The organism is Veronia pacifica, assembly GCF_001707825.1.
GTDB classification, from domain to species: domain Bacteria; phylum Pseudomonadota; class Gammaproteobacteria; order Enterobacterales; family Vibrionaceae; genus Veronia; species Veronia pacifica.
This window is the reverse complement of record NZ_LYBM01000036.1, coordinates 32,037-52,293: the sequence shown is the minus strand read 5'-3', so window position 1 is coordinate 52,293 and position 20,257 is coordinate 32,037. Positions and strand designations below refer to the sequence as shown.

Sequence of the window (20,257 nt, the reverse complement as noted above, 5' to 3'; positions counted from 1 at the left end):
AGCCAGCGGACTTAGGCCGGGGGCTGGAAGGCCCGTCCCAAGAAATTCCAACTGCATTTAAAAAACCGTTCTTGAACGGGTTTTTTGTCTCGATTACTCATCAGAAGACACCAAATATGCGGCGGACAGCAATCTATTTTTGTCGATCTGTAAAGAAGAGAATGTCCGGCATATAAAGTTAATGGTTAATACTTTTGAGCAAGGACACTGGCTAAATCCACTTCGCCTTGATATCGCTGAGATGAAGTATTCGCTGACTGATTCATACGCCCCGCTGAAGAGAAGCAATTGACGCTTCCTCCGCTTGTCAGCCTTTTGATGGAGAAACCCTCTTTTTCAAGTAAAGCGAGTAATCCGCGTTTGCCATGAAAGTGCAGATCTCCAACGACCAACAGGTAGTTACCATCTGGAAACTTATTTTTGTCCTGCAGGAGAGATATCCATTTTAGGTTACGCTGATAAAGCACTCTATCCTCAAGGCTTGAGTACTCAGCAAAGTAATTGCTCATCGCCGTCAGTGTTTTATGGTCACCCTGGCGCCAGGCAGAAATCATACATGCCAGATCGAGACGTTTTTGGTCCCAGTCTTCAATCGTCTCAAGCAACATGGCTTTGCCATTATCTTCCATAGTGGTGAGTGTCGAAAATTGCTGTTCAAGGCTTTCGAGCCCAATAATTCGCTTACCTGTGCTGCTACTTTTCTGAAGAAAGTGCCGGTCGACACCAAAGTCTGGCCTCAGTCCTAGCGATTTGGCCTGTTCCATCTGTAATGTCACGGCTGTTTGCCAAGGTTGCATAGCATAAAGCAAAGACAAATCAACCCGAGCTTTGGCTGCTACCGTTTCTAACAAACGCTTCTCTTTGACATTTAATGACTGATAGCTGTTTCTGCGATCCGGAAACGCGGGGACTTTTGATGAGGCAAGGTCGACTTCAACAATCAAGGCATCAGCCTTATCAAATTTATCCTCTACCAATTCTGGCAGTGGGTAAAAGTTAGGCGACCCAAGGTGGATGGAACCAAAAAGGGTAAACACTGCGCCCCCTTTTTGTGCTTGCCATACGATTGGCTTGGCAGTCGCCAGTTTTGGGGTAAAAAAAAGGAAAAAGAAAATAAAAATTGCACTGAGCCTGAAAAGAAAAATACCACGAAAAGCGCGCTCAAAGCCTGATGTCATCATTTTCCTCCATCGGATAGGGAATTAGTTGTGCTGGCTAAAAACCTGTGTTTTTCCGTCTTTTGAAAAACCAATTACTTGGTAAGCCTGCTTCCTGTTGTCGAACTCCATACCGGGTGAGCCAAGTGGCATTCCCGGCACGGCCAGACCATCAAGGTCTTTTGGTTCATTCTGCAAGAATGTCTGTATATCGCTGGCAGGGATATGACCTTCGAATACATAGCCATCTATCACCGCAGTATGGCAGGAAGCGAGCTCAGGTGTGAGACCCAGTTTTTTCTTAATGGGGTAAAGGTTATCGCTATTCTCGACCTTGAGACTGAAACCGTTATCTTTCATGTGGCTGACCCAATCTTCACAGCAGCCACATGAGGCTGATTTATATATAGTGCCAGATGCCGCGAGAACTGAACCCGAGAACAAGGTCAGAGTTATTGCTAGCAGAGATGATGGTTTCATTTTGTTTTTCCTTGTGGTTTCGGTGAATCTTCTAGGTACCTTTAAGATACAACCTTGCTGTTATCAGGAGTGAAACGTCTCAATCTGTTTGCGTTGCTGACAACTGTGATTGAGGATAAGGCCATTGCAGCTCCTGCAACGACTGGGCTGAGCAGAGTGCCTGTCAATGGATACAGTATTCCCGCGGCTACAGGTATACCGAGACTGTTATAAATAAATGCACCCCAGAGGTTTTGTTTCATGTTGCGTATGGTCGCTTTGGCGATGGACAGGGTATCTGCAACTGAATCAATTGAGTGGCGCATCAAAGTCACTGATCCGCTTTCTACCGCAATATCACTGCCGCTTCCCATCGCAATGCCAAGGTCAGCTCTTGCCAGCGAGGGTGCATCGTTAATACCGTCCCCGACCATGGCTACTTTCAACCCCTGAGACTGGAGGCGCTGAACTTCAGCTTCTTTTGCATCAGGTAAAACACCAGAGATCACTGTATCTATACCGAGTTTTTCCGCGATATGTTGTGCTGTCTGTTGACGGTCACCGGTTAGCAATACGACACTGAGCCCCATACTTTTAAGTTTTTTTACCGCAGCCGCTGAGTCTGACCTGACTGGGTCGCTGATCCCGACGACGCCGAGGAGTTTGCGTTGATTAGCCAGATAAACCAATGTTTCGCTGTTGGATCCGCTTTCACTTTGTTTGTTGGCCCATTTGGAGGTATCAACCTTTGCACGTGTCATCATCGCAAGGTTGCCGAGATAGAATATCTCGCCATCGATCTCGGCTTGCACTCCCATGCCGGGGATTGCTCGAAATGCATTGCTGGTGAGCAGTTTGATATCTCTCTTTTCAGCTTCGTTGATAATAGCGACTGCCAGCGGGTGTTCTGAGCCCTGCTCAATACTGGCAGCCAGTCTTATCAGTTGATTCTCATCCTTGATCTCACTGTGCAGTGACGTCACAGACGGTTTACCTTCCGTTAAAGTGCCCGTTTTATCGAAAATGACTACATCAATATTTGCAGCCTGTTGAATGGCATCGGCATCTTTGATCAACACGCCATAATCAGCTGCACGTCCTACCCCGGTGATCACTGACATGGGGGTTGCCAAACCCAATGCACAGGGACAGGCAATGATCAGCACTGTTGTTGCGGTGATCAGCATGAAGCTGATACGTGGCTCTGGCCCAAAAAAATACCAGACAGCAGCAGTGGCAAGAGCAATAGTGACAACCACAGGCACAAAGACAGCTGAGATTCGGTCAGCCATTTTAGCCAGTGCAGGCTTACTGCTTTGTGCTTCACGTACGAGATGAATAATGCGTGCCAGCATAGTATTTTTTCCGACGCCTTCTGCCTGCATGGCGAGGCTTCCACGCTGGTTCAATGTACCAGCACTCAGGCGATTTCCGGTTTGTTTGTGAACAGCCAGTGGCTCACCGGTCAGCATAGACTCATCGACATAACTGTCTCCCTCTGTAACATGACCATCGACAGGTATCCTGCCACCGGGGCGAATTCGAAGTGTCATTCCTGTCTGAACCTCACGCAAAGGCACTTCTTTATCACCCTCGTCAGTAATAACAACGGCGGTTTCAGGTTGAAGGTCAAGCAGTTTATCCAACGCGGCTGAGGCAGATGCGCGTGCTCTGGCCTCTATAGCGTGCCCAAGTGTGATCAGCCCAAGTATCATGGCTGTCGCTTCAAAATAGACGTGTCGGGCAGAGACGGGGAAATACTCTGGGATTAGAACTAGCACTGTGGAGTAGAGCCAAGCAGCACTTGTGCCAAGAGCGATCAGTGTGTCCATATTGGCGCGGCGATGTTTGAGAGAGCGACCGGCTCCAACGAAGAAGGTACGGCCAGTCGTTGCTAAGAGGGTAAGGCAGATAAGAGAAACCAGCCCCCAGCCAAGCTGACTTTGGAAGCTGTTAACGGACATGTTTCCACCAAGCAGCCCCCAAAGCATTAAGGGAATACCAACGGCCAGAGCGACGCCAGCATGTTTAAGATGAGTGCGGTACTCAAGCTGCTGTTGCGCATTTTGACGTTGACGTCGCGTTGCTTCATCTTCAACGAGATCGGCTCCAAATCCTGCATCAATAACAGCATTGATAACGCTATCTATCTCGATGTCGTCACCGCTAATCATGGCCGTTCTCTCTGCCAGATTGACATTGACACCCTCCACCCCGGAAACACTTCTGATAGCGTTTTCTACCGCTGATACACAACTGGCACATGTCATCCCGCTGAGAAGCAATTGTGTTTGTACTGGTCCACTAACATGGCTGTCAGGTGAGCCCGGTATTGTCGTACTATCCCCCCGATTTTCTCTCGAAGGATCATCAGGCAGCGGCGAGGGCTGTGATTCGTCTGTTTGTTGTCGCTGATCAGTCACGTCGTAACCGCAGCGACGCACAATGTCGATAACTTCCGCTCTCGACAAAATACCCGTGACTGTTGCTGATGTTTTCGATATATCGGCTGCTACTACTCTCGAATCTGTGCTGAGCGCTGTGCGCAATTTAGCAACACATTTCCCGCAGCGTAATCCGGTGAGATCGACAAAAATCGTCTGGCCTGCTTGATATCCAAGGTCTTCAACTGCTTTGAAAATATCAGAGAGTGCGGGGCTTCCGTCGACCATCAATGAACTTTTGTTGGCTTCTGCATGAGTGACACCATCAAGAGCTAACACCGCTGCTGTTACTTTTCTTGCACAGCTCATGCAATTCAGACCTGAAAGCGCAATATTGGTCACCGATGAGGGGATGACGGGGTCTGTCACTGGTTTCGTCAGGTGTTCGTCCATATTGGCTCCTTTTATCAAGCAGTATCCTTTGTACCCGTACTTTTTTTTTGATGGGTAACCGACCATACTGGCAGAATAAACCTTCCATTAACTGTAAGGTCAATAGCATTTATGAGGAGTGCAGAGTGAAAATCAATGAAGTTGCCACTTTGACGGGTTTGAGTAGCAAAACCATTCGTTTTTACGAGCAAAAAGGCATATTGACAGCGCCTGACCGCTCGTCGAATGGCTACAGGGATTACCGGCAGCAGCATGTAAGTGAGCTTTTGTTGATAAAGCGCGCGAGGCTGGTTGGCTTTTCTCTCGATGAGTGTGGCAGTCTCATTGAATTATCCCGCGATCCGCAAAGAAAAAGTGCTGATGTTAACGTTAAGGCGCGTCAAAAACTGGCAGAAATTGACAGTAAAATTGATGAACTTAAAGCGATGCAGACGACATTGAAAGAGCTGGTCGATCTCTGCCCGGGTGATGAGAGCAGTTGTTGTCCAATAATAGATGCACTAAGCGGAAAAGAAGAAAAGCACCTGTAAGTGCTTTTCTTGGAACCTATTATCATTGCGTTTGTTTAGTAGAGTAGGGCGTAGAGTGCACGACGATATTTACCCGCAATTTCGTTGCCTTGACCCAGAGATGAGAGAATATCCATCAAGGTTTTTTTCGCCTGTCCGTCTGCAAAATTTAGGTCTTTTCGCATCAGGCCGATCAGTAGTTCAAGTGCTTCTTCATGCTTGTCGACCTGATGAAGTTGCACAGCGAGGTCGAAAGCTAGATCATCATTGTTAGGATCTTCCTCGAAGGCCTTTTGCAGCTTTCTGATCTCTGGTGTGTCAGCGGACTGACGGTACAGCTCAATTTTTGCCATTAACGATTTATAGTTCGCATCCTGATCTTGCATTAGAACTGAGCTAAGGACTGCGTCAGCCGCATCGAATTGTTTGGTTTCTATCAAACATTCAGCCAGCGCTAGCTTATATTCACCATTATCGGCCAATTCAGCTTCTATTGATTTCAGCTCATTGAGGGCATCTTCAAAGTTACCATCAGCAATTTGGGTAAGGGCTTGTTTGAACGCCATTTCAGCCTGATTTGGCAAATGCTTATCAAGGAAGGCTTGAACCTGCTCTTCAGTTTGCGGTCCCATCAGACCATCGACAGGTTTTCCGTTATCGAACAGTGCCAGGGTGGGTAAGGCTCTGATGCCAAATTGTGCCGCCAGCATCTGCTGCTGTTCGCAGTTGACAGATGCAGTAGTGAGGTTGCCAGCATATTGCTGTGCGACGCCTTCGATGACAGGTTTGAGCTCAAGACTCTCAGCGCTCATTTGAGCCCAGAAGAAAAATAGTACGGGGGTATTACGTGAACTTTCCAGCACTTGATGAGCATTTTGTTCCGTAAGGTCGATAAGAGAGTTATTTTCCATGGATTGACCTTGTATCTAGAGTAGTAACTAAAATGTGGGGTGTAGGGCATGAAAATTCAAGATTTCAATCTTCTGAACCGCCCTTACGTGTCGGCTATGAGAGGTTAGACGGAATATATTGACTGTTTTTGACACTTACCATTTACGCTCCGTCAAAAAATGATCCCCAAAATTATTATATTGGCCTTTTTTTCTGATCTCACAGATATACGCCAGAAAAGCGTATCTGTGTCGCGGAAACGCTCACTTACTGATAATGAATCGTAAATGGAATTGATACAAGTGGCTTTTAAAACCACAAAAGCCGCTCAATATGCAGCGGCTTTTGCAGTTTTGGCTCATGTTTATGACACGGACATCGACACTATATAATCAGTAACACGGCAAGCGTCAGGCATAAACAGAGCCAATTGAGCTGACGTAAGGACATCATTTGGCTCCAGTCGAAATCATGTTTTTTTGTGGTTTATCGCCTGAACTCTCTCGATACTTGATGAAACGACAAGACATTAAGGGATTTACACGTTGATTCCGGATAATAGAACCTGATTATTACAAGATTATGATCGCAAATACGGCTCTCTAACTGCTTATTATGCGATCTTTATCATGATTCTCTTTTATTGATAGTTTAATCAAATAGTTAGTGTAAATCTTTACCTCAAATTTTTCTATCGTTAATTTGATCTTGTTCCAAAGTATGGTTTTAGTTGCTGTGACATAAAGTCTGCGATGTATGGTTGAGCGGCTTCTGTAGGGTGCAAGCCATCTGACATTAACCAACCCGGAGTCAGCACCACTTTCTCCATGAAAAAGGGAATCAAAGGAATGTCTTGTTCCGCGCTAACCGTTGGATAAATATCAGAAAAAGCCTTGGTATAACGCTTCCCATAGTTAGGTGGGATCTGAATCTGAATCAGTGCGACCTGCGCACCACTCTGCTGGCTTAATTTGATCAATTGTGTCAGGTTCTTACGTATCAGATCAGGTGACCAGCCTCTTAGGCCGTCGTTGGCACCCAGCTCAATGACGACCCAATCCGGCTGATGTGTATCGAGCAAGGCTGGCAACCTAGCCAACCCGTTGCCCGTGGTGTCACCGGAAATACTGGCATTAACTACCTTTTCTGCCTGCCCCGACGCCTTGAGGCGTTGCTCCATAATGGTCGGCCAGCTGCGTTCTATCGGCATTTGATAGCCAGCACTCAGGCTATCACCAAGCACCATCACGGTTTGACCGAAGGCATTGAACGAGAGAAATATAAAACACAGTGAAAGGACTTTAAACATGAACACTCCGGTTATCAGGGTTGATAAAGTTTCAAAACAGGTAGAGACACATGGGCAACCTCTAACCATTTTGCAGGATGTTTCGCTCGAGGTCGAGCAGGGGGAAAGCATTGCTTTAATGGGAGTTTCTGGTGCGGGCAAGTCCACACTGATGACATTGCTTGCTGGATTAGACGTTCCCACTTCCGGAAATATTGATCTTCTCGGCGAGCGATTGAACAAGTTAGATGACGAGCAAAGGGCAGCGCTTCGTGCGAGTTCTATCGGTTTCGTTTTTCAGAGCTTTCTTCTTGTTCCCTCTTTGACTGCGCTTGAAAACGTGATGCTGCCAGCAACAATCCGCGGTGAAGACGAAGATCCTCAGCGAGCAAGTTCGCTGCTCGCGTCCGTCGGCCTGTCGAGCAGGGAAACTCACCTACCATCTCAGCTTTCTGGCGGGGAACAACAGCGAGTCGCGCTTGCTCGCGCCTTTATGTCGAAGCCGCGAGTGTTGTTCGCTGACGAACCGACAGGAAACCTTGACCAGCATACCGCAGCGACAGTGATAGACTTACTATTCGCTCTTAACCGAGATCATGGCACGACGCTGGTGCTTGTCACTCACGATCCGAAACTCGCCGAGCAATGCGACCGTGTCATCAATATCAATGCTGGCAAAGTGGTGGAAGCGGAGGCTGCAGTATGAAAAAGCCAAGCTTAATTTGGCGATGGGCATGGCGGGAGTTGTTTCACGGCCAGCTCTGGCCGGTTGTTGCTGCGCTATCCTTGATCATTGCCTGCGTGTTTGCCTTATCAGCTTTGGCGAACCGAATAGAGCAGGGGCTCACCCAGCAAGGTCGTGCAATGATGGCGGCCGACCTGACACTGAGAACCACTACGAGTCCTCTTGATGCCTCTGTGCTGACAGCGTTAAATGACCTTGATGTCGACCGTTCTACACAGACCCGGTTTAATACTATGGTCTTCAGTCAGGACAAGATGCAACTGGTCAGCGTTAAAGCAGTTGATGGTCAGTTTCCCTTGCGTGGCGACCTTGAATTGCAAGGAAGTAATATACAGAACAAGGTAAAACCGGGAGAACTCTGGCTGGCCGAAAGACTGTTCACACTGCTAGATGTCAAGATGGGTGACCCTGTCGACATTGGTGATGTAACATTGAGGGTATCCGGTAAAATTGTTACCGAGCCGGAACTTTCTTTTAATCCATTCAACCAGATGCCTTCTGTTTTGATGCATCAATCTCAGGTCGGCGAAGCTGGGGTTGTTCGACCCGGCAGCAGGGTTTCCTACCGATACTTCTTCCGCGGTGAAGACTCTGCATTACAGGATGTGCGCACGACAGTACCCGATCAGCCCGGATACCGCTGGACAGACGAAAACGACAGTTCCACTACCGGTGAAATGCTGGACAGAAGCCGCGGATATCTCTCATTGACCGTCGTGCTGGTGATCATTATGGCAGCGGGTACTCTGCTGCTGACCAGCCAGCATTATGTCGAAAGCCGTACTGACATACTGGCGATGGTGAAGAGTATCGGGGCGCGTAAGGCGTGGGTCAGAAACTGGTTATTCCGACAACTGCTTTTGATGTTCAGTTTAGCGATCACTTTTGGTCTTGCCACAGGTGCCGGGCTTGAATATCTGCTCAGACTGCCGCTGACGGATGTGTTACCCGACCCGTTGCCCAGCTACGGTATTATTCCTTGGATACTGGGTCCTGCAGTTGCTGTGCTGGTGTCTATGCCCGCGCTTGGCATTCCACTTATGCGGCTCACTAATGCGCCAGCCATTTCTGTGCTGCAGTCTCAGGCTCTGCCGCCCGCCCGCAAAAACCCCTGGAGCTGGATGCTGGCTGCGATCCCTTGTATTGCGTTGGTCGCATGGTCGTACGACAACCAGTTGATGTGGCTAGTACTGGCTGCGTTGGTCCTGATGCTCAGCCTGTTGGCTGCCCTGGGAGTCGGGATATTGGGTCTGGCACGACGTCATGTTAAGCATCCATCCCTTCGTCTCGCGTTGAGCCGAATTACTCGCAATCCTGCGGCCAGCGGTGCGCAATTAGGCGCGCTGGCAACATCTTTTATGCTGTTGTCGATAATATGGCTGCTTCGAACCGACTTGCTTGATGATTGGCAACAGACCTTACCAGCCAATGCACCCAATGTGTTTGCGATTAATATTGCCAAAGATGAATTGAATGATTATCTGGGAGAGTTGGATGGCAATCAGCTAGATCGCTCAGAAGCTTATCCGGTCATTCGCGGTCGTCTTGTCGCCAAAAACGGGGTTGACTATAACCTGAGTGAGCCGAATGAGGGGCGAAGAGATGAATCTCTGCGCCGCGAACTCAACCTTACCTGGCAAGAAACGCTACCGAGCCATAATGTGTTGTTGGAGGGTAGCTGGCCGGAGAAAGGGGGCGTTTCTGTAGAAGAGGGAATTGCCAACCGATTAGGATTAAAGCTGGGAGATACTCTGACGTTCATGGTGAACAGCCAGCGGTTTGATGCCAATGTCAACTCCATCAGAGAGGTAGAGTGGCGCAATATGAAGCCAAATTTCTACTTCATCTTTGACCCTGACTTGGTGGCGTCTTTGCCCGCTAACTGGCTGGTCAGTTTCCGTCTTGAAGGCAGTCAGACTGATTTGGTCAATCAGCTTGGTCGAGAGTTCCCAACGGTCACTCTTATGGACCTTAGAACTATGAGTGGCCGCATCCAGTCAATCCTACGTCAGATAAGCTTGTCACTATCTGTGTTGGCTGGTCTCGCTGTAGTCAGTGGCTTGTTACTGTTGCTGACGCTACTTAGGATCAGTCTGGCAGAGCGAGCACGGGAGATCATGCTGTATCGCACCCTGGGTGCCAGTAAAAAGTCCATCAACACTACGCTTTGGGCTGAGTACGGCATCATGGCACTGGTATCCGGCTGCATGGCTGTTGGCGGTGCAGAACTGGCCATGGCCAGCTTATTGAAGTGGGGGATAGAGTTACCTGTCAGACTGCATCCTGAAGTGTGGCTAAGTTTGCCACCACTGGCGGTCACCTTGGTCTTTGTGACCGTCGCTATGATGATCCGCCAGTTGCTGCAACCATTAAAAAGCTAGCTTCGCAGCAGGTGAGATAGGGCAGGAGCCAGTTCTGGATGTTTGAACTGGTATCCTGCTCAATCAATGCTTTTGGCACTGCTCTCTGGCTATCGAGCAATAGCTGGCCTGCTTCACCCAGTAAAATCTTAATGGCGAAAGCAGGTGTGAAAAGGAAATGGGGACGCCTCAGTGTTGCGGCCAGCGTGCGGCTGAACTCTTTATTTGTGACCGGATTGGGCGCACTCAGATTGAAGGGGCCGCTCAGCGACTGTTGTTCAAGCAGGTAAACAATTCCCTCCACCATGTCTTCAATATGGATCCACGGAAAGTACTGTTCACCATCGCCGATTGGCCCCCCGAGTCCAAACCGATAGGGCAGTAACATTTTGGTCATGGCACCACCCTGTGTACTGAGAACGATACCTGTCCTCAAGAGGCAGACCCGTGTGTGTTCTGAGCTGGCCTTCTGAGCAATTTTCTCCCAGTTAGCGCAGATTTGATGGGCGAAATCATCTTTTTCCACAACCAGGGTTTCATCCAGAATTTTATCTTTCTGATCACTGTAATAGCCAACGGCAGAGCCACTGATGAATGTATGAGGCGGGTTACTGCTGGCGTGAATCATTTCCACCAACTTCTCTGTTAGTCCCCAGCGACTGGTGCTTATTACGCCTTTCTGATGCTCGGACCAGCGTTTATCGACAATTGGCTCTCCGGCTAGATTGATCACTGCATCGAACTCATCGAAGTTCTTCACGCCGTCGAGTGAATCAATCAAAGACACAGATTCAGGCATTACTTTTCGTGCATTCACAATACTTCGGGTCAGCACAGTGATTTTATGATTTTCAAGACGGGCGATCAGTTGCCGGCCAATCAGCCCTGTGCCCCCGGTTAGCAATATATGCATGGTTAATTCCGTTTGTATTTAGTGAATCAAAGCGTGATTGGATTGAGCCTTTTTATCCAGAGTTCATCAACTCAGGTCTGAATAGATATAAGTATTACCGCCTTGTATCAAACTAGCGATGCAAATTTCACAGACATGCCGATCCAGTCACTCAATTTTACGCTGTGCGTTGATATAGTTTTTACGGTATCAAGAAGCCCGGTGGGAGTACGTGAATCGACAAAATAAAGATTGTTCTGTTTGAGCGACCTTTGCCTTCCTGTTGTTTTGAATACTGCTTTCGTGCGGAGCCACAAACATGAACCTGCTGTCTGGCAGGGTATCTGAACGAGTGAAAACGAGTAGTAGCCTTGAACGATTTATCTGCATTGATTAAAGCGATGTTTGGAAGTTTGAAAGACTTGCTTCCAATTATCGTTGTTATCGGCTTTTTTCAGGTTTTTGTTTTACAGCAACCACTTCCCGACTGGCTATCTATCATGGTGGGATTGGTGCTGGTAGTGCTGGGCCTGACCTTTTTTATTTTTGGCTTGGAGATGGGGCTTTTCCCAATAGGGGAAAGCATGGCTCATGCATTGGCGAGGAAAGGAAGTGTATTTTGGCTAATGGTGTTTTCCTTTTTACTTGGTTTTGGTACGACGATTGCTGAACCTGCGCTGACAGCCGTGACAGGCGTCGCTGCGGATGTTGCTGCGCGGGGCGGGATGATAGCTGATACGCCAGAGGTAATGGACAATTACGCACTGGGGTTACGGATAACAGTGGCTCTTTCTGTCGGCTTTGCAATCATGCTTGGCGTGTTACGCATCCTCAAAGGCTGGCCGATTCATCGGATGATTATCGTCGGTTACATCCTTGTTGTGATTATCACGGTGTTTGCACCTGAAGCGATTATTGGCATTGCTTATGATTCAGGTGGTGTTACCACATCGACCATCACTGTGCCTTTGGTGACAGCTCTTGGAGTGGGTTTGTCGACAGTGATAAAAGGGCGAAATCCAATGATTGATGGTTTTGGCCTTATTGCTTTCGCGTCATTACTTCCTGTTATCTTTGTGATGTTGTACGGGATGGTGGTGGCATGACACTGAATGATTTACTGCCTCTCCTGACCGATACTTTCGTCTCTACAGTGCGCGATGTCGTGCCGATAGTCTGCATTATTTTTGGTTTTCAGTTCGCCATTTTGCGTCAACCCGTTCCTCATTTGAAAAAAGTGATTGCCGGATTTATTTATGTTCTGGTTGGTCTGTCGTTGTTTCTGGTCGGTTTGGAGCTTGCTCTTTTTCCGCTTGGCGAGTCGATGGCGATTCAGTTGACTGCACCTTCGTTTCTGTTTGGTGACGACGGGCTTATTCCTCAACATCTTGATTGGGCAGATTATTACTGGGTATATATTTTCGCAGCGGCGATTGGTTTCAGTACCACGGTGGCTGAGCCGTCGCTTATTGCGGTGTCAATTAAGGCCGCTCAGGTGTCGGGAGGCGCGATTCACGCCAACGGGTTGCGCTTATCTGTTGCTTTTGGGGTCGCTATCGGCATTGCCCTCGGCAGCTATCGGATTGTCGCCGGCGATCCAATTCACTATTACATCATTGTGGGCTATGTGTTGGTGGTGATACAGACCCACTTTGCTCCCAAATTTATTGTTCCGCTTGCCTATGACTCTGGCGGCGTAACAACATCAACAGTCACAGTTCCCTTGGTGACGGCGCTGGGTCTGGGCTTGGCATCCACCGTGCCGGGCCGAAACCCAATGATCGATGGCTTTGGTCTTATCGCATTTGCCAGCTTATTTCCTATGATCACAGTAATGGGGTATGCGCAGATCACGGAATGGTTAGCAGCCAAGGCAAAAAAAACTTGAATATAAAACGAGGAATTCCTGATGCGGTTCAAACTGATTGTCGCTTTTATTGAAGATTCAAAAACCGATGAGGTTCTTGATGCTGCCAGGCAGGCAGGAGCAACGGGAGCGACAGTGATAAATAATGCTCGGGGTGAGGGGTTAACCAAGAAGAAAACCTTTTTTGGCCTGACGTTAGATGTTCAGCGCGATGTGGTTCTTTTTTTGGTCGAGGAGCATCTGGCCCGGAGTATTCTTGAAACCATCAATGAGGTTGGTGAATTTGATGCGTCATCAGGTAAGGGTATTGCGGTGCAATTGGATGTTGAGGATGCCGTTGGTGTGGCCCACCAAGTTGAAGAGCTGAGAAAAAAAATTAAGGAAGAGATATGAACACGAATGCCAAAAAAGTCAGGGACGTGATGGCACAGAGCTTTGTTATTGTCGAAGGATTGACGACAGTCGAAGAGGCGATTCGCATTGCCCGGGGAAAAAATGTCAAAGCCATCATTGTTGATAAGCGCGATGAAAATGATGAATATGGCATCGTGCTGATGAATGACATAGCCCGTAAAGTGTTAGCAAAAGATAAGGCGCCGGACAGGGTCAACGTTTATGAAATCATGACCAAACCGGCACTGTCTGTTTTGCCCGATATGCAGATCAAATATTGCGCTCGGTTATTTGAGCGGTTTGGGATCAGCCGTGCGCCAGTTATTGAAGGTGGTGAGATTTTGGGCATGGTCAGTTACAACACTATTGTGATGTTCGGTATGCTGAGTGAATGACAAGGCTCCAACCCTTGTGTTCATTTACGGTCGACATGGCCCAGATCCCTGTCTGGGTCAATCTGGTCTCTGACCCTTTGTTTGAGGCTTTTCACGTCAGGGAAACCACCATCGCGCTTTCTCTCCCATATCACCTCGTCATTGCAGAGAATCTCAAATCGGCCGCCAGTGTCAGGGTGAAGGCTGATACGCGCAATTTCTTCACTGAAGGTCGAGAGCAATTCCTGAGTCATCCAAGCTGACCTCAGCATCCAGTTACACTGGCGACAGTAGTAGATATCTATTGAGACTTTTTCCATGTTTTATGCTTTCCGTTTTATCGCTGTGGGGTGCTGTAAGATAAACAGCAAACGTAAATTATTGTCTTTAGGTGGCAGCTTATCATATTGAAAACTCGCACTCAGATGCCATTTCATCTTTCAACCATTGCATAAAGATATCCAAGCGGGTGCGTTTTGCTGATTGAGCATCGTAAATAAAATATCGCTTTACTGGTATGGGATGAGGCAAGTCAAAAGGGACGACCAGTTGTCCTTTATCTCGCTGTTCCTGACAAAGATAACTCACAGACAGTGCGACGCCATGACCGTGTATCACCGCATTTAATGCCATGTCAGTTGTGGCGACATAAGTCCACGAATTATGGCTATCAATCCCTTCAACGCGTGCATGTTTACACCAACTCATCCAATCGTAACTGCCGGGTTTTTCTAATGTCACTAATCGACAGGAACGCAAATCATTCGGATGTTTGAGCTTTTCAGCTTCTCTTGGGGAGCACACTGGATATACCCTGTTTTCGCCAAAATATTCAGATGCCATCCCCGGTTGTTTGGTGACGTCATCATCAGATCCAAATCGAATAGCCACATCAATGTGGGACTGTCTGAGATCGTCAAAGGCTGCGGATGAAACGAAGTGAATCTGTATATCTGGATGACGTTCATAAAAGCGTTGTAGCCGGGGCATAAGCCACAGAGAAATAAATGCCTGTGTGGAGCTCACCGTCAGTTCACCAGCGACCCCTTCGGACTGCAGTTTACCAGTCGCAGTATTGATGATGTTAAGTGCTTTCTGAGTATGTTCGAAAAGCATTTTACCTTGCTGAGTCAGTAGCATTTTACGGTTTTTACGGATAAATAACCGACAGGTAAGGCTTCGCTCAAGTTGTCGCATTTGTTGGCTCACAGCTGCCTGCGAAATACAGAGCTCTTCTGCTGCCAGACTGTAACTTCGGTAGCGGGCAGCGCATTCGAACGTCACAAGTAAATTAATATTTTTAAGCAAATTTTCTTATTTATCCTGATTATCTTGGTGATCGCATTATAAGCAGTGCTTATTTTAAAAGTCGATTTGTATTGCTGGTTTAAGGACAGAGGTAACAGCAAAATAGTTTTAGGATCATCAAGTCAGGGCGTGAGTGCTCTGAGCCAAAGGAAGAAAAAATGCATACATTTGAGCAGCTTCATCAACAAAGTACACCATTACTGATCGGCAATGTCTGGGATGCCACCAGTGCAAAAATGGCTGAGGAAGCAGGTTATCAGGCTCTCGGCACATCCAGTGCCGCCATTGCCAGTATGTTGGGCTATCAGGATGGTGAAAATATACCGTTTGCTGAACTTTTGTTTGTGGTTAAACGACTCGTAGCCTCTAGCTTATTACCGCTCAGCGTCGACATTGAAGCGGGTTATGGTGTTGAGCCGAATGTCATTGCCGATAATATACAGCAGCTCGCAGAGTGTGGTGTCGTTGGTATCAATATGGAAGACAGTATTCCAACAGCGGAACGCAAATTAAGAAAGGCTGAAGATTTTGCACACCTGTTGAAAGAAGTCCGTGCGTTATTGAAAGAACGGAAAATAGAGATTTTCACTAATGTGAGAACGGATACTTTCTTATTGGGTGTTAAAGAGGCGTGTTCTGAAACCATTAGACGTGCTGAAGTCTATCAGGCAGCTGGCGCTGACGGCTTGTTTGTGCCCGGTATATCAGACCTCGAAGATATTAAACGTGTGGTGAATTCAACAACACTTCCGATAAATGTCATGACAGTACCGGATCTCCCTAATTTCGAAAACCTGACGAAAGCAGGTGTAAAACGAATCAGCTCTGGAAACTTCGCACATGAAAAAATATATCAATATCTCGGTGTTCAGTTGAGAGAAATGAAGTCGAAAGGAACCGGTTCGGTATTAGTAGACACATTGTAAGCATCGAGCCTAATAGGATAATTAAGGGAAGCCAGAGTGATCACGGCTGGCTTCTCTTGGACGTTTCAATCTGATGATTTCCGTTACTCGTCTTGATTTTTTCAGTAAGCACTCAACAGCGGGTTTTATTCCAGTAAACGCCGTTGAGTGCGACTTCTTTTGTGGTTAGCTGCTACTGTTTTTCTGCTGCAGCAGGGCTTTTATTTCACTGAGCTCGTTTTGAAGATGCTCAATTTGTTGATGTGTCGCCAGTATCTGTCTTGGTTCACTGTTTTGTGCAGCCGTTGGGACGTCATCCTCTTTGCCTTGCTCCGCCAAAGCGTGTTCAGCTGTCATCGTTTCAATCACAACACCAATCATCATATTCAAAAAAACAAAGGCCGTAAGGAAGATGAATGTCAGATAAAAAAGCCAACTGGTGGAGTACACTTCCATGGTCTCATACATGACGTCGGTCCAGTCCTCGAACGTAGCAATACGAAACAACGTCAGCATGGATATGGATACATCGCCCCATAACACACTGTTAATATCAGAGAAGACGAGACTTCCAATCACTGCATAGATATAGAAAATGATGAACATCAACACCGCTATGTAACCCATTTTTGGAATGGATTTAAAAAGTGCATTAATCAACAGCTTCAACTGTGGAACCGCAGAGACCAGGCGTAGCACCCTGAATACACGGAGCAGCCTTGCAATAAGAACGCCTTGCCCTGCTGTGGGTATCAAGCTGCCTATCACAATCGCAGCATCAAACAAATTCCATCCGCTTTTGAAAAAATCCAGCTTATTTTGATAAGAGAAAAACTTTAAGACAATTTCAAAAAGAAAAAACCACAGGATAAATTGATCCAGCCAATGAATTGCAAGGCTTACACTCTCAGGTAATACAAAGGTATTTGCACCGATAGACAGGGCTGCGATAATGATGATCGCGACAGTGAAGGCTTGAAAATATCTGTGTTGATTAATGGCAGTCAAACGGATGTGCAATGAAGAAATCACTGTTGTAAATCCTTTTACTTGTATAAATTTTGGTGGTCAATCTGTTGGAGCAGAATACGATAGTGGGTAAATGTTACCTGACAGACAGTCTCTATCGGTAATTCTCTGATTATTCAGGTGACATTTTTGCGGTTTCCGTCAGTATTTTCTCGGTGAACGAACACAGCATCAAGCCTCTCTATTGTTGGTCTCAATAGGCGTTCAGTTCATTGGTTTGTCATTTGTATGCACCGTTTGCTATGACTATCTGTACTGACTAAGCCTCTCAGTATCATGCTTTCACCTGCAACAACTGAGTATCCTCACAACCAAACACCAAGAAGAAGTTTGATGCCAACGCCAAAGGTGACCACTTCAAATACTGTCTTGATGAGGCGGTTACTGCCTTTGTGTGCCAAGTGTGCGCCGAGATATCCTCCCAATGCGGACCCGGCGAGCAGAACAGGTAACCATGGCCAATGGATATCACCGCCAGCCAGCCCGAGAGTAAGACCGCCCAGTCCGTTCCAGAACAATCCGACGCAGACCAGTGTCATCGCAACAGCCTGTTTATAGTCGTAGCCGAACCAGCGAATCAGGAACAGGGTAACGAAAAGGCCAGTGCCTGCGGTCAGTGAGCCATTGAGTAGCCCAATTGCCGATAAACCAACACAGCCAATCACCAGTCCGGTTAAATGACGATTTTTCGGATTGGCTTCCTGTCCCAGAGACTTTTGGGTTCGCGAATACAACCCAAGAAAAATAATGAAGCCCCCGAGCGCGGCTTCCGCAAACGGGCCCGGAACGAAGAGGATGAGATGAGCGCCTGCAATGACACCTGTTGCTCCCGCAAGGATGACATAAATCGCAGAAAGAGGAGCGAGATTGCCCGCTCTGAGATGCTTTGCTGCTGCGCCAATCCCCAGAGCGACGGACGCAACTTTGTGAGTCGCCAGTGCCATGGAAAATGGTAGGCCAAGAAAGATGAGCAAAGGTAACTGCAATAGGCCAGCACCGCCGCCAGCCAGAGAAGACAGGGTATTAGCGATAAGTGAACCGATGAAAAGCCCAACTGCCGGGAGAATGTCCATATTGCCCCAATAATAAAAATTCAGTCGTTTGATAACACGACTGTCAAAGGGATACCAGTATTCTGTTTGCGTTTATGGACATGGTATTTCATTCGCTAATTTATCAAAAAACAGAAAAAAACTTTGTTTTCTATTAGTTATTTATTCTTTTTTAATTTGTCAAACCAATTCAATATAAGAATTAGTGATAAATAACTAATATTTAAATCTGCTTTAGTGGATGTTAATCAGTATAATAATTTTAATGGAATGTGTGTTGCGCCATTGCTTGACGCTATTGGATATCACACCCTCTTTTTCCTCATAAAATCAATATTTTGATTAAGACAAGAGAAGAGTTTTAGATGGATCTTTCCCTGCTACGTAACAAAGAAGCGAATATCGTTACTCCAGAGTTCGATAAGCTTTATCAGACTGTGTTTTCTGACTTTTTCAATCGTGATCCCGAATTATGGCCAATTTATAAAGATCCGGGTTTTGCAGCGCATAATCAGTTCCGCCAACTTCATCTCAACCCAGAGGATCGTTTGTCTGCTTACCCTGACGGTCAGACACTACAAGAACGTCTTCTGAATGATAGCCACACCCCAAAACACCTCACGCGTCCAAACGGACAACCTGATGATGTGTTGGCCTTTGCCGCGGCGATGTCAAAAGACTGGGAAAATCCCTCATCAGTAGAAAATGTCATCACGATGCCATGTGACCCGAGCATCTACGGTGCAATGATGGGAACGCTGGCAAACCCAAACCTTGTTTACAGTGAATATGCGGGTTTGGCTGAGCACCTTGAAAAAAATGTGGTGCGTCAGATAGCCAATATCGTGGGGTATGATCCGGAGCAGTCTACCGGGCTGTTTACACAGGGTGGGACTTTCTGCAACCTTTACGGATATTTACTGGGGATCAGAAAATCGTTACCGGATGCGAAAGTGAACGGCCTTGGTTACGCACAAGATTATCGTATCCTGAATTCTCAGGCTGGTCATTACTCGAACATGACCAACCTGTCTTTGCTTGGGGTCGACCTGTCAGGCAAAACTATCCGCATCAAGGTCACACAGAGTCACGATATCGACCTTCATGACCTTGAACTTAGCTTACGCGCTTGCTTCTCGGTAAATACGGCTGTGCCTTGCATCATGCTGACCATGGGGACAACAGACACCTTCGCCATCGACCGTGTGAAGCCTGTTCATGATCTGCGTGACAGATTGTGCGAAGAGTATGGCGTGAGTGTTAAACCTCATATCCATGTTGATGCGGCTGTGGGTTGGTCAATGATGTTTTTCATTGATTACGACTTTAAGCGCAATCCGCTTGCGATTAACGACTCAACACTCAAAGGCATCGAAAGTGTTGTCGAGAAAATGCGTGAGCTGAAATATGCAGACTCATTCACTGTCGACTTCCAGAAGTGGGGCTATGTGCCATACACGTCGAGTCTTGTGATGATCAAGAACAAGCAAGACATGAAAGCGCTGGAGAATGACCCGTCAAACTTCTCGTATTTTGAAGATGATCTTCAGGGCAGTACACACCTTCAGTCGACGATTGAATGTTCACGTGGCGCGTCTGGTCTTTTCGGCGCTTATTCTGCGCTCAAGTTTATGGGGTTGGAGGGGTATCAGGCGGTGCTTGCTCACTGTTTGCAAAATGCCAACTACATGCGTCACCGTCTGTTGTTAGATCCTTCAGTCAAGACGGTCTCCCTGAAAATCAGGGACCAAGTGTTAACTTCCGTATTTATGACAGAGATTTAGTGACCAACGCTGATGAAGAATATCTGTTAGAAAAGCAGAGCATGCACCACCCTGAAATTATGGCAAGAATGGCGAAAAATACCGAGTATCATCGTCATATCTTTAAAAACCGTGGAAAAGTCGGTCTTTATACTAACTGGATTGAATCAATTGCTCTAACAAACTATGCACAGCGCGGAAGCTGCGCGTATATTCCGGGTGAAAAGCGTATTCATGAATCCGGCCACACGCCGTGAACACATCGATACGTATCTTGATAACCTACTGGTTGTTCGCAGTTAATTAACGCATAAAAAGGGAGCTTTTTGCTCCCTTTCCTTTTCTCACAGATAAATATTATTAGACTAAAGTCTAATAAAACTGCGCCACTTTATCTCTACTTTCCCGCTTTTCAGCTGTCCTTTACA

General features: G+C 47.0%; 17 protein-coding genes and 2 pseudogenes. 9 read left to right on the top strand and 10 right to left on the bottom strand.

The window, feature by feature from the left end; all coding sequences use genetic code 11:
- Positions 1-185: 185 nt before the first annotated feature.
- The 3 genes from A8L45_RS17245 to A8L45_RS17235 are packed head-to-tail and all read right to left on the bottom strand — an operon-like array spanning position 186 to position 4,453.
- The gene (locus tag A8L45_RS17245; RefSeq protein WP_083228395.1) at positions 186-1,181 is read right to left on the bottom strand and encodes a TraB/GumN family protein; all 996 of its coding nucleotides are present in this window, start codon (positions 1,179-1,181) and stop codon (positions 186-188) included.
- A gap of 21 nt (positions 1,182-1,202) precedes the next feature.
- The gene (locus tag A8L45_RS17240; protein ID WP_068904544.1) at positions 1,203-1,637 is read right to left on the bottom strand and encodes a DUF411 domain-containing protein; all 435 of its coding nucleotides are present in this window, start codon (positions 1,635-1,637) and stop codon (positions 1,203-1,205) included.
- A 41-nt stretch (positions 1,638-1,678) separates the two neighbouring features.
- Positions 1,679-4,453, bottom strand: a complete 2,775-nt coding sequence (locus tag A8L45_RS17235; protein ID WP_083228394.1) for a cation transporter — start codon at positions 4,451-4,453, stop codon at positions 1,679-1,681.
- 125 nt (positions 4,454-4,578) lie between these two features.
- On the opposite strand from A8L45_RS17235, the gene cueR reads away from it, so the two are divergent.
- Complete coding sequence (gene cueR / locus A8L45_RS17230) at positions 4,579-4,983, top strand: Cu(I)-responsive transcriptional regulator (RefSeq protein ID WP_068904542.1); 405 nt, start codon at positions 4,579-4,581, stop codon at positions 4,981-4,983.
- Between the two features lie 35 nt (positions 4,984-5,018).
- Here the strand turns inward: cueR and A8L45_RS17225 are convergent, their stop codons facing one another.
- Positions 5,019-5,873 (bottom strand): thioredoxin family protein, encoded by an 855-nt coding sequence (locus A8L45_RS17225; protein WP_068904540.1) that lies wholly within the window; start codon positions 5,871-5,873, stop codon positions 5,019-5,021.
- A 677-nt stretch (positions 5,874-6,550) separates the two neighbouring features.
- Positions 6,551-7,162 carry an arylesterase gene (locus A8L45_RS17220; RefSeq protein WP_068904538.1) on the bottom strand — a complete coding sequence of 204 codons (612 nt, stop codon included), beginning with the start codon at positions 7,160-7,162 and terminating at the stop codon, positions 6,551-6,553.
- Here A8L45_RS17220 and A8L45_RS17215 point away from each other — a divergent pair.
- Positions 7,161-7,847, top strand: coding sequence for an ABC transporter ATP-binding protein (locus A8L45_RS17215; RefSeq protein ID WP_068904535.1), 687 nt, complete (start codon positions 7,161-7,163; stop codon positions 7,845-7,847). The genes A8L45_RS17220 and A8L45_RS17215 overlap by 2 nt on opposite strands.
- A complete protein-coding gene (locus A8L45_RS17210) occupies positions 7,844-10,267 on the top strand; it encodes an ABC transporter permease (RefSeq protein WP_068904533.1) in 2,424 nt (807 codons plus the stop codon). The genes A8L45_RS17215 and A8L45_RS17210 overlap by 4 nt, the downstream gene beginning before the upstream one ends.
- On the opposite strand, the pseudogene A8L45_RS17205 reads toward A8L45_RS17210, so the two are convergent.
- A pseudogene (locus A8L45_RS17205) lies at positions 10,264-11,159 on the bottom strand (TIGR01777 family oxidoreductase). The gene A8L45_RS17210 and the pseudogene A8L45_RS17205 sit on opposite strands and share 4 nt — an antisense overlap.
- Positions 11,160-11,509: 350 nt before the next feature.
- Between A8L45_RS17205 and A8L45_RS17200 the strand changes: the two are divergent.
- From A8L45_RS17200 to A8L45_RS17185, 4 genes are read left to right on the top strand one after another with little or no spacing between them, the layout of a single operon-like run.
- A complete protein-coding gene (locus A8L45_RS17200; RefSeq protein ID WP_139122409.1) occupies positions 11,510-12,244 on the top strand; it encodes a DUF1538 domain-containing protein in 735 nt (244 codons plus the stop codon).
- Positions 12,241-13,026 (top strand): DUF1538 domain-containing protein, encoded by a 786-nt coding sequence (locus A8L45_RS17195; RefSeq protein ID WP_068904528.1) that lies wholly within the window; start codon positions 12,241-12,243, stop codon positions 13,024-13,026. Before A8L45_RS17200 ends, A8L45_RS17195 begins: the two co-directional genes overlap by 4 nt.
- 21 nt (positions 13,027-13,047) lie before the next feature.
- Entirely contained in the window at positions 13,048-13,398 is a 351-nt protein-coding gene (locus tag A8L45_RS17190; RefSeq protein WP_068904527.1) for a P-II family nitrogen regulator, read from the top strand.
- Positions 13,395-13,793, top strand: a complete 399-nt coding sequence (locus A8L45_RS17185; RefSeq protein ID WP_068904524.1) for a CBS domain-containing protein — start codon at positions 13,395-13,397, stop codon at positions 13,791-13,793. Before A8L45_RS17190 ends, A8L45_RS17185 begins: the two co-directional genes overlap by 4 nt.
- 20 nt (positions 13,794-13,813) lie before the next feature.
- Here A8L45_RS17185 and A8L45_RS17180 read toward each other — a convergent pair whose 3' ends face one another.
- Together A8L45_RS17180 and A8L45_RS17175 are read right to left on the bottom strand one after the other, a co-directional pair.
- Positions 13,814-14,092, bottom strand: coding sequence for an Rdx family protein (locus A8L45_RS17180; protein WP_068904522.1), 279 nt, complete (start codon positions 14,090-14,092; stop codon positions 13,814-13,816).
- Between the two features lie 82 nt (positions 14,093-14,174).
- Positions 14,175-15,080, bottom strand: a complete 906-nt coding sequence (locus A8L45_RS17175; RefSeq protein WP_068904520.1) for a LysR substrate-binding domain-containing protein — start codon at positions 15,078-15,080, stop codon at positions 14,175-14,177.
- A gap of 158 nt (positions 15,081-15,238) precedes the next feature.
- Here A8L45_RS17175 and A8L45_RS17170 point away from each other — a divergent pair, with 158 nt between their 5' ends.
- Positions 15,239-16,006, top strand: a complete 768-nt coding sequence (locus A8L45_RS17170; RefSeq protein WP_068904518.1) for an isocitrate lyase/PEP mutase family protein — start codon at positions 15,239-15,241, stop codon at positions 16,004-16,006.
- Between the two features lie 165 nt (positions 16,007-16,171).
- Here the strand turns inward: A8L45_RS17170 and A8L45_RS17165 are convergent, their stop codons facing one another.
- Together A8L45_RS17165 and A8L45_RS17160 are read right to left on the bottom strand one after the other, a co-directional pair.
- Positions 16,172-17,017, bottom strand: coding sequence for an ion transporter (locus tag A8L45_RS17165; protein WP_068904516.1), 846 nt, complete (start codon positions 17,015-17,017; stop codon positions 16,172-16,174).
- A gap of 302 nt (positions 17,018-17,319) precedes the next feature.
- Positions 17,320-18,087, bottom strand: coding sequence for a sulfite exporter TauE/SafE family protein (locus A8L45_RS17160; protein ID WP_068904514.1), 768 nt, complete (start codon positions 18,085-18,087; stop codon positions 17,320-17,322).
- 344 nt (positions 18,088-18,431) lie between these two features.
- Here A8L45_RS17160 and A8L45_RS17155 point away from each other — a divergent pair.
- Positions 18,432-20,132: pseudogene (locus A8L45_RS17155) on the top strand (pyridoxal phosphate-dependent decarboxylase family protein).
- The last annotated feature ends 125 nt before the right edge of the window (positions 20,133-20,257 follow it).

Excerpts from the sequence above, each read along its gene's own strand:
- A8L45_RS17190 (WP_068904527.1), top strand. The coding sequence starts at position 13,048 with ATGCGGTTCAAACTGATTGTCGCTTTTATTGAAGATTCAAAAACCGAT.
- A8L45_RS17225 (WP_068904540.1), bottom strand. The coding sequence starts at position 5,873 with ATGGAAAATAACTCTCTTATCGACCTTACGGAACAAAATGCTCATCAA.
- A8L45_RS17220 (WP_068904538.1), bottom strand. The coding sequence starts at position 7,162 with ATGTTTAAAGTCCTTTCACTGTGTTTTATATTTCTCTCGTTCAATGCC.
- A8L45_RS17170 (WP_068904518.1), top strand. The coding sequence starts at position 15,239 with ATGCATACATTTGAGCAGCTTCATCAACAAAGTACACCATTACTGATC.
- A8L45_RS17215 (WP_068904535.1), top strand. The coding sequence starts at position 7,161 with ATGAACACTCCGGTTATCAGGGTTGATAAAGTTTCAAAACAGGTAGAG.
- A8L45_RS17210 (WP_068904533.1), top strand. The coding sequence starts at position 7,844 with ATGAAAAAGCCAAGCTTAATTTGGCGATGGGCATGGCGGGAGTTGTTT.
- A8L45_RS17240 (WP_068904544.1), bottom strand. The coding sequence starts at position 1,637 with ATGAAACCATCATCTCTGCTAGCAATAACTCTGACCTTGTTCTCGGGT.
- A8L45_RS17235 (WP_083228394.1), bottom strand. The coding sequence starts at position 4,453 with ATGGACGAACACCTGACGAAACCAGTGACAGACCCCGTCATCCCCTCA.
- A8L45_RS17185 (WP_068904524.1), top strand. The coding sequence starts at position 13,395 with ATGAACACGAATGCCAAAAAAGTCAGGGACGTGATGGCACAGAGCTTT.
- A8L45_RS17180 (WP_068904522.1), bottom strand. The coding sequence starts at position 14,092 with ATGGAAAAAGTCTCAATAGATATCTACTACTGTCGCCAGTGTAACTGG.
- A8L45_RS17160 (WP_068904514.1), bottom strand. The coding sequence starts at position 18,087 with ATGGACATTCTCCCGGCAGTTGGGCTTTTCATCGGTTCACTTATCGCT.
- A8L45_RS17195 (WP_068904528.1), top strand. The coding sequence starts at position 12,241 with ATGACACTGAATGATTTACTGCCTCTCCTGACCGATACTTTCGTCTCT.
- A8L45_RS17245 (WP_083228395.1), bottom strand. The coding sequence starts at position 1,181 with ATGATGACATCAGGCTTTGAGCGCGCTTTTCGTGGTATTTTTCTTTTC.